The organism is Pseudomonas sp. RIT-PI-S, from assembly GCF_025642975.1.
Taxonomy (GTDB): Bacteria; Pseudomonadota; Gammaproteobacteria; order Pseudomonadales; family Pseudomonadaceae; genus Aquipseudomonas.
Genome location: NZ_JANZKJ010000003.1, coordinates 1 through 15,007 on the forward strand (window position 1 = coordinate 1; position 15,007 = coordinate 15,007).

Annotated in this window: 14 protein-coding genes; 13 read left to right on the forward strand and 1 reads right to left on the reverse strand. The window is 65.0% G+C overall.

Features of this window, described 5'->3' with window-relative positions; genetic code table 11:
• The first annotated feature begins 41 nt into the window (after nt 1-41).
• The 13 genes from OGL93_RS06050 to ureC all read left to right on the forward strand — a co-directional run bounded on the left by OGL93_RS06050 (nt 42) and on the right by ureC (nt 13,704).
• Nucleotides 42-2,111: a TonB-dependent copper receptor gene (locus tag OGL93_RS06050; RefSeq protein ID WP_263261944.1), complete on the forward strand. Its 2,070-nt coding sequence runs from the start codon at nt 42-44 to the stop codon at nt 2,109-2,111.
• An 8-nt stretch (nt 2,112-2,119) separates the two neighbouring features.
• Nucleotides 2,120-3,493: a PepSY domain-containing protein gene (locus tag OGL93_RS06055; RefSeq protein ID WP_263261519.1), complete on the forward strand. Its 1,374-nt coding sequence runs from the start codon at nt 2,120-2,122 to the stop codon at nt 3,491-3,493.
• Between the two features lie 324 nt (nt 3,494-3,817).
• Nucleotides 3,818-5,083, forward strand: a complete 1,266-nt coding sequence (gene urtA / locus OGL93_RS06060) for an urea ABC transporter substrate-binding protein (RefSeq protein ID WP_263261521.1) — start codon at nt 3,818-3,820, stop codon at nt 5,081-5,083.
• A 66-nt stretch (nt 5,084-5,149) separates the two neighbouring features.
• Entirely contained in the window at nt 5,150-6,712 is a 1,563-nt protein-coding gene (gene urtB / locus OGL93_RS06065) for an urea ABC transporter permease subunit UrtB (protein ID WP_263261523.1), read from the forward strand.
• Nucleotides 6,712-7,791 (forward strand): urea ABC transporter permease subunit UrtC, encoded by a 1,080-nt coding sequence (gene urtC, locus OGL93_RS06070; protein ID WP_263261525.1) that lies wholly within the window; start codon nt 6,712-6,714, stop codon nt 7,789-7,791. The genes urtB and urtC overlap by 1 nt, the downstream gene beginning before the upstream one ends.
• The gene (urtD, locus tag OGL93_RS06075) at nt 7,788-8,642 is read left to right on the forward strand and encodes an urea ABC transporter ATP-binding protein UrtD (protein WP_263261527.1); all 855 of its coding nucleotides are present in this window, start codon (nt 7,788-7,790) and stop codon (nt 8,640-8,642) included. Before urtC ends, urtD begins: the two co-directional genes overlap by 4 nt.
• A 131-nt stretch (nt 8,643-8,773) precedes the next feature.
• Entirely contained in the window at nt 8,774-9,472 is a 699-nt protein-coding gene (urtE, locus tag OGL93_RS06080; RefSeq protein ID WP_263261529.1) for an urea ABC transporter ATP-binding subunit UrtE, read from the forward strand.
• A 4-nt stretch (nt 9,473-9,476) separates the two neighbouring features.
• A complete protein-coding gene (locus OGL93_RS06085) occupies nt 9,477-10,307 on the forward strand; it encodes an urease accessory protein UreD (protein ID WP_263261531.1) in 831 nt (276 codons plus the stop codon).
• A 16-nt stretch (nt 10,308-10,323) separates the two neighbouring features.
• Nucleotides 10,324-10,626, forward strand: coding sequence for an urease subunit gamma (gene ureA, locus OGL93_RS06090; protein WP_263261533.1), 303 nt, complete (start codon nt 10,324-10,326; stop codon nt 10,624-10,626).
• Nucleotides 10,627-10,633: 7 nt separating this feature from the next.
• Nucleotides 10,634-11,158, forward strand: a complete 525-nt coding sequence (locus OGL93_RS06095) for a GNAT family N-acetyltransferase (protein ID WP_263261535.1) — start codon at nt 10,634-10,636, stop codon at nt 11,156-11,158.
• A gap of 4 nt (nt 11,159-11,162) precedes the next feature.
• Entirely contained in the window at nt 11,163-11,699 is a 537-nt protein-coding gene (locus tag OGL93_RS06100) for a GNAT family N-acetyltransferase (RefSeq protein ID WP_263261536.1), read from the forward strand.
• Nucleotides 11,696-12,007 carry an urease subunit beta gene (locus tag OGL93_RS06105; protein WP_263261537.1) on the forward strand — a complete coding sequence of 104 codons (312 nt, stop codon included), beginning with the start codon at nt 11,696-11,698 and terminating at the stop codon, nt 12,005-12,007. Before OGL93_RS06100 ends, OGL93_RS06105 begins: the two co-directional genes overlap by 4 nt.
• Nucleotides 12,004-13,704: an urease subunit alpha gene (gene ureC, locus OGL93_RS06110; protein WP_263261539.1), complete on the forward strand. Its 1,701-nt coding sequence runs from the start codon at nt 12,004-12,006 to the stop codon at nt 13,702-13,704. Before OGL93_RS06105 ends, ureC begins: the two co-directional genes overlap by 4 nt.
• Nucleotides 13,705-13,883: 179 nt before the next feature.
• On the opposite strand, the gene OGL93_RS06115 is transcribed toward ureC, so the two are convergent.
• Complete coding sequence (locus OGL93_RS06115) at nt 13,884-14,825, reverse strand: DnaJ C-terminal domain-containing protein (RefSeq protein WP_263261540.1); 942 nt, start codon at nt 14,823-14,825, stop codon at nt 13,884-13,886.
• Between the last annotated feature and the right edge of the window lie 182 nt (nt 14,826-15,007).

Consider the following 15,007-nt stretch of genomic DNA (forward strand, 5'->3'; position numbering starts at 1 on the left):
TGCCATCGCTCGTGCCTGAACGCTCATTCCGTGGGAAAACCATGCCTGCCTTTCTTTCTGCACTCCGCTCCCCCCGCTCCGCCGCGCTGCTGCTAGGTGCCTTGGCCAGCCCAACGGCATTGGCCGCCGAAGACCTGCGCCCCGGCCGCCCCGAGGACGTTGAACTGGCGCCGACCGTAGTCACCGCCGTAGCGCCTACTTCTCCGCTGACCATCACCACCGATCCCAAGGCCCCAAGGCAGCCGCTCCCGGCCACTGATGGCGCCGATTACCTCAAGACCATTCCCGGCTTCAGCGCCATCCGCAATGGCGGCAGCAATGGCGACCCGGTGTTGCGCGGCATGTTCGGCTCCAGGCTGAATATCCTCGCCAACGGCGGGCAGATCGTCGGCGCCTGCCCCGGCCGCATGGACGCACCCACCTCGTATATCGCGCCCCAGAGCTACGACCGCCTGGTAGTGGTCAAGGGCCCGCAGACGGTGCAATGGGGCCCTGGAGCTTCCGCCGGCACGGTGCGTTTCGAGCGGGACCCGGAGGCCTTTGAAGAGCCAGGCGCCAGGGCCGACGCCACCTTGCTGGCCGGCTCCAACGGCCGCTTCGAGCGCCGGCTGGATACTGCCGCCGGCAGCCGCGAGGGCTATGCGCGTTTCATCGCCAACGAGGCCTTTGCCGATGACTACTCCGACGGCAGCGGCAACACTGTCCCCTCGCGCTGGCGCAAGTGGAATGGCGACCTCGCCCTGGGCTGGACACCCGACCCCGACAGCCTGGTCGAGCTGTCTGCCGGCAAAGGCGACGGTGAGGCGCGCTATGCCGGGCGTGGCATGGACGGCGCCAGCTTCAAGCGCGAAAGCCTGGGCCTGCGGATGGAGCGCCACGGCCTGGGCGAGGTATGGCAGGGGATAGAAGCCCAGCTGTATTACAACTACGCCGACCACGTGATGGATAACTACAGCCTGCGCACGCCGCCAAGCGGCGGCATGATGGCCGGCCCCATGGCCAGTAACGTGGACCGGCGCACCCTCGGAGGGCGGCTCAAGGGCACGTGGGAATGGCAGGACGTGGAACTGGTGGCCGGGGTGGATGCGCAAACCAGCGAGCACCGCAAGCGGTCCGCGATGGGGGAAGGCGCCTACAAAGAGGTGCCTCGCAGTAAAGACGCGGAGATGACCGACCTGGGGGCCTTTGCCGAGCTGACCTGGCACGCCAGCGAGCAAGGCCGCTGGATCGGCGGCGCCCGGCTGGACCGGGCCAGCGCCAAGGACTACCGCACCACCCTTGGCTCGGGGATGGCCGCTCGGCCAAACCCTACCGCCGGCCACGAGCGCAACGACACCCTGCCCAGCGGCTTCGTGCGCTATGAACACGACCTGCAGGGCCTACCACTGACGGCCTATGCCGGCCTGGGCCATGCGCAGCGCTTCCCGGACTACTGGGAGCTGTATTCAGCCACCAGCGGGCCAGCGGGCAGTGCCAACGCGTTCGCCGCGATCCGCCCGGAAAAAACCACCCAGCTGGACACCGGCTTGCAGTACCAAGGCGAGCAACTGGAAGCCTGGGTGTCGGCCTACGCCGGGGAAGTGCGCGATTACATCCTGTTCGACTACACCGGCGGCCAGTCCATGGCGCGCAATATCAATGCGCACATCGCGGGCGGCGAACTGGGCAGCGCCTGGCGTTTCAACGACCACTGGAAGGCCGATGCCACCCTCGCCTACGCCTGGGGCGAAAACCGCAGCGATGGCACCGCCCTGGCGCAGATGCCCCCATTGGAAACCCGTCTGGGCCTGACCTACCTCCACGATCGCTGGAGCGCCGGGGCGCTTTGGCGGCTGGCCAGCGCGCAGCACCGCACCGACCCCGGCCGCGGCAATGTGGTGGGCAAGGACTACCGCGACACGCCCGGTTTCGGGGTGTTTTCCCTTAACGGCGCGGTGCGCCTGAACAAGCACCTGAAAGTCAGCGCCGGGGTGGACAACCTCTTCGGCAAAACCTACGCCGAACACCTCAACCTCGCGGGCAATGCCGGCTTCGGCTATCCAGGCGATGGCACCCGCCCCGTCAACGAACCGGGGCGTACGCTCTGGACCCAAGTGGACTTGAGCTTCTAGGAGGCCCCATGCGCAGCAACAGCGTTTCGTTCTACAACCTGGCGTGGCGGTGGCACTTCTATGCCGGCCTGCTGGTCGCCCCGGTGCTGATCCTGCTGGCCATCACCGGCATCGTTTACCTGTTCAAGCCGCAACTGGACCCGTTGCTTTATCCACACCTGATGCGAGTAGAGGCCGCGGGGCAGGAATTGCCGGCAGATACCCTGCTTGCCCAGGTGCGTGAACGATACCCGAGCGCCAGCATCGACCAATACCTGCCGCCGGCTACGCCAGAGAGCAGCGGGCAGTTCGTGCTGCAGGCCGGCGGCACCACACTCAACCTGTTTATCGACCCCTACCGCGGGCAGGTGCTGGGCACTCAAGACGCCACCTATAACCTCCAAGCCATTGCCCGCAAGCTGCACGGCGAATTGATGATCGGCAAGGTTGGCGATGCCGCGGTGGAACTGGCCGCCGGCTGGGGCATTGTGCTGGTGGTGTCTGGGCTGTACCTGTGGTGGCCCCGCGGCAGCAAGGGGGCCGGGGTGTTCTGGCCGCGCCTGCGCAGCCGCGGCCGGCTGTTCTGGCGAGACCTGCACGCGGTGGTCGGTTTCTGGGGCTCGCTAACGCTGCTGTTCATGCTGCTCACCGGCATGACTTGGACCGGTATCTGGGGCAAGCAATACGCCGAGCTGTGGAATCGCTTTCCAGTGGGCATGTTCAGCGATATCCCGCTTTCGGATGTAAAGGCCCGCAGCCTGAACGAGAACGCCAGCCAACAGACCGTGCCCTGGGCCCTGGAAACCACGCCCATGCCCATGAGCAGCGGCGCCCATGCCGAGCATATGGGCCACGCCACTGCGGGCAACGACCCGGCAGCGCCGCAAGTGGGCCTACAGGCGGTGATTGAAACCGCTGAGCGCGCTGGCGTTCACCCAGGCTACAGCATCACCCTGCCGAAAACCGGCAGCGGCGTTTACACGGTTTCGGTGTTCGCCGACGACCCGCGCAACGACGCAACCCTGCACATCGACCAGTACACCGGTAAGGTGCTGGTGGACGTGCGCTGGGCACAGTACGGCCCGGTCGCCCGGGCTACGGAGCTGGCGGTGATGCTGCACGAAGGGCGTATGTTCGGCCTGGCCAACCAACTGATCGTGCTGGTGATCTGCCTGATGGTGCTGCTCAGCGCCCTCAGCGGCCTGGTGATCTGGTGGAAACGCCGGCCCACGGGCCAGTTGGGCGTACCGCCACTGCGCCACGGCCTGCCGCTGTGGAAAACCGCCGTGGGCGTGATGGTGATGTTGGGCGTGGCCTTCCCGCTGGTAGGTGCGTCGCTGGTGCTGGTCGCGCTGCTGGAATACGGCGTGCTGCGCTGGATGCGTAACCCAGCCCTCCGATAATTACAGGGGCGGGTGACGCCCCGCGGGCCCACATTCGCAACCCGATCTCTCTTGTGAGTCCGTTGCATCGGGTTCGCGGGCTGCGCCCGCTCCCACACGCGTCGGCTCCCAGTCCGTTAGCGGTAGCAGCACCACAAACAGGCACAACCGCGCACCACCCCCCGCTTCGAGCCCCACCCTGGCGCAACGCCGGGGTTGACCGATCCGTCAGGATCCCCGCCCCAGGCCCGTTCCGCTCTTTCGGCATACCCCTTGCAATGACCCGTTCAGGAGCATGCCGTCTGCCCATCCAAAGACCAAAAACCAAAGCACTGGAGATAGCACATGAAGCGCCGCAGTTTGCTAAAGGCTTTTACCCTCTCGGCTTCCGTTGCCGCGATGGGCTTGACCTGGACCGTCCAGGCCGCGGAAACCATCAAGGTTGGCATTCTGCATTCGCTCTCCGGGACCATGGCGATCTCCGAAACGTCCCTCAAGGACATGGCCCTGATGACCATCGACGAGATCAACAAAGCCGGCGGGGTCAACGGTAAGCAGCTTGAGCCAGTGGTGGTGGACCCAGCTTCCAACTGGCCGCTGTTCGCGGAAAAAGGCCGTCAGCTGCTGACCCAGGACAAGGTCGCGGTGGTGTTCGGCTGCTGGACCTCCGTGTCGCGCAAATCCGTGCTGCCGGTGTTCGAGGAACTCAACGGGCTGCTCTTCTACCCGGTGCAGTACGAAGGCGAGGAAATGAGCCCCAACGTGTTCTACACCGGCGCAGCCCCCAACCAGCAGGCCATTCCCGCGGTGGAATACCTGATGAGTGAAGACGGCGGCGCGGCCAAGCGCTTCTTCCTCCTGGGCACGGACTACGTGTATCCACGCACCACCAACAAGATCTTGCGTGCCTTCCTGCACAGCAAGGGCGTGGCCGACAAAGACATCGAAGAGGTGTACACCCCTTTCGGCCACAGCGATTACCAAACCATCGTTGCCAACATCAAGAAGTTCTCCGCCGGCGGCAAAACCGCGGTCATCTCGACCGTCAACGGCGACTCCAACGTGCCGTTCTACAAAGAGCTGGCCAACCAGGGGCTGAAGGCGACCGAGGTGCCAGTGGTGGCCTTCTCGGTGGGCGAAGAAGAATTGCGCGGTATCGATACCAAGCCGCTGGTGGGCAACCTCGCCGCCTGGAACTACTTCGAATCGGTGGAGAACGACGTCAACAAGAAATTCGTCGCGGATTGGAAGGCCTATGCCCAGGCCCACAACCTGCCTAATGCCAACACCACCGTGACCAACGACCCGATGGAAGCCACCTACGTGGGCATCCACATGTGGGCGCAGGCAGTGGAGAAGGCCAAGAGCACCGATGTGGACAAAGTGCGTGAAGCCATGGCCGGGCAGACCTTCAAGGCGCCCTCGGGCTTTACCCTGACCATGGACAACACCAACCACCACCTGCACAAGCCGGTGATGATCGGTGAAATCCAGGACGACGGTCAGTTCAACGTGGTGTGGCAAACCAAAGAGCCCATCCGCGCCCAGCCGTGGAGCCCGTTCATCCCCGGCAACGACAAAAAGCCTGACCACCCGGTGAAGAGCAACTGACCCACCGCCTCCATGGGCCGCGGCCCTGCGCTCGAGCAGGTGCCGCCAAGGCGTGAGGAAAGCCTGATGCGTATTGACCGCCTGCTGTTGCTTTTCGCCCTGCTGCTGCCGCTGGCCGCCCACGCCAGTGATGCTGGAGATTTCGTGGCAAGCGATGCCACGGGCCAGGCCAAGTTGCTGGAAACCTGGGCTGCGCAGCCGGTGCCTGAACGCCTTGGCCTGCTCCAGGCACTGCAAGATGGCCGGCTGGCCGCCGACAGCGAGAAGCACCCCTTTATCGACACCGACGGCAAGTTGCAAGGCATTGATACCCCCGTGCCCAGCGACGAGCCGCGCAAGCTGCGCCTCAATAACCGATTACGCGGCCTGGTCAACAATGCCCTGGCCAGCCATCAATTACTCTCCAATGACAACCCCACGCGCCTGGCTGCCGCGCAGCAGTTACAGCGCAGCGCTTTGCCCGGCCAGGTCGGCGCCTTGCAGCATCAGTTCGAGGGTGAACAGGTGCCCGTGGTGAAGGCCGCCCTGGGGCTGGCGTTGGCCAACCTGCAACTCACCGACCCCGCCGCCGAGGTGCGCCTGCGGGCAGTGCGGTTGCTCGGCGAGACGGGTGACCCGGTGGCCCGTACGCGCCTGCAAGCGCTGCTCGAGCCCGGCGCCGAGGCCGACGCGGGGGTGCGCACCGCCGCCCAGACCAGCCTGGTGCAGATCAACCGTCAGCTGAGGATCGGCGAGCTGCTCGGGCAGGCGTTCAGCGGGCTTTCCCTAGGCTCGATCCTGTTGCTGGCCGCCCTCGGCCTGGCCATCACCTTCGGCCTGCTCGGGGTCATCAACATGGCTCACGGCGAGATGCTGATGCTCGGCGCCTACACCACCTATGTGGTGCAGTCGTTGCTTCAGCACTATGCCCCCGCTGCGCTGGCGTGGTACCCGCTGGTGGCACTGCCGGCGGCGTTCTTCGTGACCGCGGCCATCGGCATGGCGTTGGAGCGCACGGTGATCCGCCACCTGTATGGGCGCCCGCTGGAAACCCTGCTGGCAACCTGGGGCATCAGCCTGATCCTGATCCAGTTGATCCGCCTGTTGTTCGGCGCGCAAAACGTCGAGGTCGCCAACCCCGCGTGGCTCTCCGGCGGGGTTCAACTGCTGCCCAACCTGGTGCTGCCGTACAACCGCCTGGTGATCATCGGTTTCTCACTGTTCGTGGTGGGGCTCACCTGGCTGCTCCTGAACAAAACCCGGCTGGGCCTCAACGTGCGCGCAGTCACTCAGAACCGCAACATGGCCGCCTGCTGCGGGGTGCCTACCGGGCGGGTCGACATGCTCGCCTTCGGCCTGGGCTCGGGCATCGCCGGGCTGGGCGGGGTAGCGCTGAGCCAGATCGGCAACGTCGGCCCGGACCTGGGCCAGAGCTACATCATCGACTCCTTCCTGGTGGTGGTGCTAGGCGGCGTGGGGCAATTGGCGGGGAGTATCTGCGCGGCCTTCGGCCTGGGCATCGCCAACAAGTTCCTTGAGCCGCAGATCGGCGCGGTGCTGGGCAAGATCCTTATCCTGGCGTTGATCATCCTGTTCATCCAGAAACGCCCGCAGGGGCTTTTCGCACTCAAAGGGCGGGTGATCGACTGATGAACCAACCCCTGATGGTTTCCGTTGCACGCAAGGCCGGGCCGCGCCTGTCCATTGCCGTGGGCATGGTAGGCCTGGCCGTCCTGCTGGCGTTGCCGCTGCTGTCGCTGTTGCCAGAAGGCAGCAGCCTGCAAGTGTCGGCCTATACGCTCACCCTGGTGGGCAAGATCCTCTGCTACGCCATAGTCGCGTTAGCGCTGGACCTGGTATGGGGCTATGCCGGGCTGTTGTCCCTCGGCCACGGGTTGTTCTTCGCGCTGGGCGGCTACGCCATGGGCATGTACCTGATGCGCGAGGCGGCCGGCGACGGGCTGCCGGCGTTCATGACCTTCCTGTCGTGGAGCGAGCTGCCGTGGTATTGGGTGGGCACCGAGCATTTTCTCTGGGCGCTGTGCCTGGTGGTGCTGGCGCCGGGGTTGCTGGCGCTGGTGTTCGGCTTCTTCGCCTTCCGCTCACGAATCAAGGGCGTGTACTTCTCGATCATGACCCAAGCGCTGACCTTCGCCGGCACGCTGCTGTTCTTTCGCAACGAAACCGGCTTCGGCGGTAACAACGGCTTCACTAACTTTCGCACGCTGCTCGGGTTTTCGGTCACGTCCCAAGGCACCCGCGCGGTGTTGTTCCTGCTCACGGTGGCGCTGCTGCTGGCTAGCCTTTTGCTCGGCTGGCGCCTGGCGCGGAGCAAGTTCGGGCGCGTCCTCACGGCCCTGCGCGACGCGGAAAACCGCCTGATGTTCTGCGGCTACGATCCGCGTGGCTTCAAGCTGTTCGTATGGGTGCTCAGCGCCGTGCTGTGCGGCCTGGCCGGCGCGCTGTACGTGCCTCAAGTGGGCATCATCAACCCAAGCGAAATGTCTCCGACCAACTCCATCGAAGCGGCCGTCTGGGTCGCCCTTGGCGGCCGTGGCACCTTGATCGGCCCGCTGTTGGGCGCGGGCCTGGTCAATGGCATGAAGAGCTGGTTCACCGTGGCGTTCCCCGAATACTGGCTGTTCTTCCTTGGCGCACTGTTTATCGTGGTAACCCTTTACCTGCCCAAGGGCGTGATCGGCCTGCTGAACAAGCGAGGTGACGTGTGAGAAGCGTGCCCAGCCTGATGCTCGAACCTGCGCTGAACCCTAACCAAGACGCCGGCACCAGCCGTGACGCCCTCGGCCTGGGCGGCGCCAGCACCGGTGGCCTGGATACCCGCCACGGCACCATCCTCACCCTGGAAGACATCAGCGTCAGCTTCGACGGCTTCAAGGCGCTCAATAACCTGAACCTCTACATCGGCGTGGGCGAGCTGCGCTGCATCATCGGCCCCAACGGCGCCGGCAAGACCACCTTGATGGACGTGATCACCGGCAAAACCCGGCCCACCGCCGGCAAGGCCTGGTTCGGCGAAACCCTGGACCTGACCCAGATGAGCGAAGTGCAGATTGCCCAGGCCGGGATTGGCCGCAAATTCCAGAAGCCCACGGTATTCGAAGCACTGACTGTGTTCGAAAACCTTGAGCTGGCGCAGAAAACCGACAAGTCGGTATGGGCTAGCCTGCGGGCGCGGCTGAACGGCGAACAGCGCGACCACATCGAGCGAACCCTTGGCACTATTCGCCTGGACGCCTTCGCTCAGCGGCCGGCGGGGCTGCTGTCTCACGGGCAAAAGCAGTTTTTGGAAATCGGCATGCTGCTGATGCAGGATCCCCAGCTACTGTTGCTGGATGAGCCCGTGGCAGGCATGACCGACGCGGAAACCGAATTCACCGCCGAGCTGTTCAAGGGCCTGGCCGGCCAGCGTTCGCTGATGGTGGTCGAGCACGACATGGGCTTTGTGGGCACCATCGCCGACCACGTAACGGTGCTGCACCAAGGCAGCGTATTGGCCGAGGGCTCGCTGGAAGACGTGCAGGCGGATGAACGGGTTATCGAGGTGTACCTGGGGCGCTAAGGCGCCCCTTCGGGGAGCGGCAAGTTGAAGGGCTGCAAGCGGCAATGCCGGGCGCAACACCACTGTGAAGCTCGTCGCCGCGCACGATCGCCGGCAAGCCGTGCTGCTACGGGTTTAATAAGGACGTAACCATGCTTGAAGTTTCAGACCTTCACCAGTTCTACGGCGGCAGCCACATCCTGCGGGGCCTTTCCTTCGAGGCGCGGGTGGGCGAGGTTACGTGCCTGCTTGGGCGCAATGGCGTGGGCAAGACCACCCTGCTGCGTTGCCTGATGGGGCTGCTGCCGGCCAAGGAAGGCCAAGTGCGCTGGGATGGCCAGGCGGTTACCGGGTTCAAGCCGCATCAGCGGGTGCAGGCCGGTATCGCCTATGTGCCCCAGGGGCGGGAAATCTTCCCGCGGCTCACCGTGGAGGAGAACCTGCTGATGGGCCTGTCTCGCTTCCCCGCTCGCGAGGCGCGAGAGGTGCCTGGGTTTATCTACGAGCTGTTCCCGGTGCTGCTGCAGATGAAACACCGCCGTGGCGGCGACCTTTCCGGTGGCCAGCAGCAACAGCTCGCTATCGGCCGGGCGCTGGCCAGCCGGCCGCGGCTGCTGATTCTCGACGAGCCCACCGAGGGCATTCAGCCCTCAGTGATCAAGGAGATCGGGGCGGTGATCCGCAAGCTGGCGGCACGAGGCGACATGGCCATCCTGCTGGTGGAACAGTTCTATGACTTTGCCGCGGAGCTTGCCGACCATTACATGGTGATGGCCCGTGGCGAGATCATCCGCGAAGGCCGTGGCGCCGACATGGAAGCCGACGGCGTTCGCGGCCTGGTGACGATCTGACCCCATGACCTTGCCCGCGTTGTTCATCCCCCATTGGCATGCCGAACTGGAGCTGGCCTACGCCCGCAGCGATGGCTGCACGCGGCCGGTGCGCCGCCGTCACCTGGGCCCGCTGCGGGTGCAGAAGCACCTCTATCCGGAAGGCCCGCAGGTGTGCCAGCACATCATCATCCACCCGCCCGCTGGCATCGCCGGCGGTGATCGCCTGGCCCTCTCGGCCAGCGTGGGCGAACACGCCTGGGCGCAGCTGACCAGCCCTGGCGCGGCCAAGTGGTACCGGGCGGGATCACCGGCCCGGCAAACCCTCGAGCTTCACGCGGCGGCTGGCGCGACGCTGGAATGGCTGCCGCAGGAAACCATCGTGTTCAGCGGCGCCCAGGCCGAGCTGCACACGAACATCAACCTGGAAGGCGATGCCCGCCTGTGTTACTGGGATGTAGTCGCCCTGGGCCGCCCGGCCAGTGGCGAGGCTTTCAGCACTGGCTGCTTCCAGGCCGCGCTGGATGTACGCCGCGACGGCCAGCTGCTGTGGCACGAGCACCAGCGCCTGGTGGGCGGCGACCGCCTGCTGGCCTCACCGATTGGCTTGCGCGGCCAGCCGGTGTTCGCCACCCTGCTGGTCACCGGCGAGGCCGGCCCAGCGCTGCTGGAACAATGCCGCGCGCTACCCTGCCAGGGGCAGGGTGACCTCAGCCAGTTGCCGGGGCTGTTGATCGCGCGCTGCCTCGCCAGCGAAGCCCTGCATGCCCGCGACTGGCTGATCAGCCTGTGGCGGTTGCTGCGCCCGGCTTTATTAGGCCGGGAAGCGGTCGTGCCGCGCATCTGGACCACTTGAACCTAACGGAACCGCCATGGACCTGACCCCACGCGAGAAAGACAAGCTGCTGATTTTCACCGCCGGCCTGGTCGCCGAACGGCGCCTGGCCCGGGGGTTGAAACTCAACTATCCCGAAGCGATGGCGTACATTTCCGCCGCGCTGCTCGAAGGCGCGCGCGATGGCCGAACGGTCGCCGAGCTGATGCACTACGGCACTACCCTGCTCAGCCGCGACCAAGTGATGGACGGCATCGCCGAGATGATCCCGGAGATCCAGGTCGAGGCCACCTTCCCGGACGGCACCAAACTTGTGACCGTTCACCAGCCCATCGTTTGAGGCCCTGATGAGTATCGACATTCGAGATGCTACCCCGGCGGACCTGCCCACTATTCTGAGCATCTATAACGATGCGGTGGCCAACACCACGGCGATCTGGAACGACAGCCAAGTCGACCTCGCTAACCGCCAGGCGTGGTTCGAACTGCGCCAGCAACAGGGCTATCCGATCCTGGTCGCGGTGGATGGCGCCGGGCAGGTGCTGGGTTACGCCTCCTTTGGCGACTGGCGCCCTTTCGACGGCTTCCGCCACAGCGTCGAGAACTCGATATACGTGCGTGATGGTCAACGCGGCCAGGGGCTAGGCTCAAAGCTGCTGCAACCCTTGCTCGAGCGTGCCCGTGCCTGTGGCAAGCACGTGGTGGTGGCGGCGATCGAAAGCGGCAACGCCTCGTCGATCCGGCTGCACCAGCGCCACGGCTTCAGCATCACCGGGCAGATGCCCCAGGTAGGGCTCAAGTTCGGGCGCTGGCTCGACCTGACCTTCATGCAATTGATTCTCGCCCCTGGCGCCATGCCGCCACAGGAGTAATACGATGAACTCGGCCCAGCTGCGCCGCGTGACCGTCGAAAGTTTCGCCCATTACCGTCCCGGGCTGGTCGAGCTGCTGCTCGATGCCGTAGCGGATGGCGCCTCCATCGGCTTTCTGAACGACGTGGATGCTGCCGCGGCCACGGAATATTTCAACACCGTACACGCCGAAGTCAGGCAAGGCAGCCGCCTGCTCTGGGTAGTGGTGAAGGACGAACACGTGGTGGCCAGCGCGCAACTGGGCCTGTGCCAAAAGCCCAATGGGCTCAACCGTGCCGAAGTGCAGAAGCTGCTGGTGCGTACCGATGCCCGCCGCCATGGGCTGGGCGCGCAACTGATGGGCGCCCTGGAAAGCGAGGCCCTCTACCTGGGCCGAGGGCTGCTTTACCTGGACACCGAAACCGGCTCGGCGGCGGAGCCCTTCTATGAGGGCCTGGGCTACCAGCGGGCCGGGCAGATACCTGATTACGCCTGCTCGCCGAGTGGTGTGTACCGGCCGACTTCCCTGTACTACAAAATCCTCCAAGGACCGCGCGCATGATTCCTGGGCAATACCGCATCGACGATGGCGAGATCGAACTCAACGCCGGCCGCCGTACCCTCAGCTTGACCGTGGCGAACAGCGGCGACCGGCCGATCCAGGTCGGCTCGCACTTTCACTTCTTCGAAACCAACGACGCCCTCACCTTCGATCGCGCCGCCGCCCGCGGCATGCGCCTGAACATCCCGGCCGGCACCGCGGTGCGATTCGAGCCTGGGCAGGCTCGGGAGGTGGAGCTGGTGGACCTGGCCGGGCTGCGCCGGGTGTTCGGGTTTGCAGGCAGAGTGATGGGGGGCCTTGAAGAATGAAGATCAGCAAACAGGCCTATGCCGACATGTTCGGCCCCACCGTCGGTGACCGGGTGCGGCTGGCCGATACGGAGTTGTGGATCGAGGTGGAGCGGGACTTCACCTGTTACGGCGAAGAAGTGAAGTTCGGCGGCGGCAAGGTGATTCGCGACGGCATGGGCCAGGGCCAACTGCTGGCCGCCGAGGTGGTGGACACGGTGATCACCAATGCGCTGATCCTGGACCACTGGGGCATCGTCAAGGCCGACGTGGGCCTGAAGAACGGCCGCATTGCCGCCATTGGCAAGGCCGGTAACCCTGATATCCAACCCGAGGTGACGATCGCCTTGGGGGCTAGCACCGAGGTCATTGCCGGGGAAGGGATGATCCTCACCGCCGGTGGCATCGACACGCACATTCACTTCATCGCCCCACAGCAGATCGAAGAAGCCCTGATGAGCGGGGTGACCACCATGATCGGCGGCGGCACCGGCCCTGCGACCGGCACCAACGCCACCACCTGCACGCCCGGCCCCTGGCACATGGCGCGCATGCTTCAGGCGGCGGATGCGTTCCCGATGAACATGGGCTTTACCGGCAAGGGCAACGCCAGCCTGCCCGGCCCACTGATCGAGCAGGTCGAAGCCGGCGCCATCGGCCTGAAGCTGCATGAGGACTGGGGCACCACGCCAGCGGCTATCGACAACTGCCTGGCAGTCGCCGACCAGTACGACGTGCAGGTGGCGATCCACACCGACACCTTGAATGAATCTGGCTTCGTCGAAACCACGCTGGGCGCTTTCAAGGGCCGCACCATTCACACCTATCACACCGAAGGCGCCGGCGGCGGCCACGCGCCAGACATCATCAAGGCCTGCGGGCTGCCCAACGTGCTGCCCAGCTCGACCAACCCGACGCGGCCGTTCACCCGCAACACCATCGACGAGCACCTGGACATGCTCATGGTCTGCCATCACCTGGACCCGAGCATCGCCGAAGACGTGGCCTTTGCCGAAAGCCGCATCCGCCGCGAAACCATCGCCGCCGAGGACATCCTCCACGACCTCGGTGCATTCTCGATGATCAGCTCCGACAGCCAGGCCATGGGCCGGGTGGGCGAGGTCATTACCCGTACCTGGCAGACCGCCGATAAGATGCGCAAGCAACGCGGGCCGCTGCCCGAGGACAGCGAGCGCAACGACAACTTCCGCGCCAGGCGCTACATCGCCAAATACACCATCAACCCTGCCATCACCCACGGGATCAGCCATGAAGTGGGCTCGATCGAAGTAGGGAAATTTGCCGACCTGGTGCTTTGGCGGCCGGCGTTCTTCGGGGTCAAGCCGAGCTTGATCCTAAAAGGCGGGACCATCGCCGCCAGCTTGATGGGCGACGCCAACGCGTCCATCCCCACGCCGCAGCCCGTGCATTACCGGCCCATGTTCGGCAGCTTCGCCGGAGCCCGCCACGCCACCAGCTTGACCTTCATCAGCCAGGCGGCCCTGGCTGCTGGCGTTCCTGAACGGTTGGGGCTGAAGAAAGCCATTGGCGTGGTAAAAGGTTGCCGGGCGTTGGGCAAGGCGGACTTGATCCACAACAACTACCAGCCCGCCATCGAGGTGGATCCGCAGACCTACCAGGTCAAGGCCGACGGCGTGCTGCTGTGGTGCGAGCCCGCCGAGGAACTGCCGATGGCGCAGCGGTATTTCCTGTTCTAGCCCGCTGGCCCTTTCGTTGTGGGAGCAGACGACCTTTGTGAGAGTAGGCGACAGCCCGCGAACCGGGCGTGCAGGCAGAGGTTCGCAGGCCGGCGCCAGCGTGTACGAGCGCCCAGCTCAACATCGGCCTAGGGCCGGTCGCGAGCTCGGCTGCTACGAGTGCCTCTTTGGTTCCCCGTTCAAGCCCTAGGGTCGAACGCTGCCTTGTGAGCCAGTTTCTCCCACAGCTCACGGGTGGCTTCGGTGTGTGGCGGCATCACTACCTTCAGTTGCACCAGCAGATCTCCACGGCTGCCACCCTTGACCGGCAGGCCGTTGTCTTTAACCCGCAGGCGCTGGCCGTTCTGGCTGCCGGGGCGTACGGTCAGGTTGATCTTGCCGGTCAGAGTGGGCACCTGCACCTTTGCCCCCAGCGCCAGCTCCCAGGGTGCCACCGGCACCTCTACTACCAAGTCCTGCCCTTCCACGCTGAAGCGTGGGTGGGGCGCATAGCGGATGGTTAAGTACAGGTCCCCGGCCTCGCCACCGGCGTACCCGGGCCCGCCCTGCCCCTTCAAGCGCACGCGCTCGCCATCGGCCACACCGGCCGGGATCTTCACGTTCAGGGTCTTGGTGGCGCTGCCGGTGGGCTGGCCAGCGGGGTTGTATTGCGGCACGCGGAAGCTGACCTGCTTGGACTCCCCGGCCAGGGTTTCCTCCAGGAACAGCGCCAGCTCCAGGTCGACGTCCTTGCCGCGCCGGCCCGCATTGCGCGAAGGCCCACGGGCGCTGCCAAAGGGGTTGCCGGCGCGGCTCTGATTGCCAAAGATCGAACTGAAGAACTCGGAAAAATCGACGCTCTCGGCCTGGCCGAAATCCGCGCCACCGCGATACCCAGGCGGGGCCTGGAACGGCCTGCCGTGCACGCCATATTTACGCAGCTCGTCGTACTCGGCGCGCTTTTCCGGGTTGCTCAGGGCGTCATAGGCCTCGGATGCCTCCTTGAAGTGCGCCTCGGCGTTCGGCTCCTTGCTCACATCGGGGTGATACTTGCGCGCGAGCTTGCGGTAGGCGGTCTTGATCGCCTTGTCATCCGCGGTGGGCTCGACCCCAAGTATCTTGTAGTAGTCTTTGAAATCCATCTGTGGGTACCACCTGGAAAAGGAAAGGCGCGAGGGCGTCTATCAATCAGACGTTGCCAGTGGCAAATGTTCGCGCGGGTAATGGCCTGAAGATTGGGGGGCATGGGCTGCCTTTCAAGGCAAACAGGCGGTAAAAAATAACTGATGACTGCCCTTCGGTTCCGGCCAATGCTGGCATACAC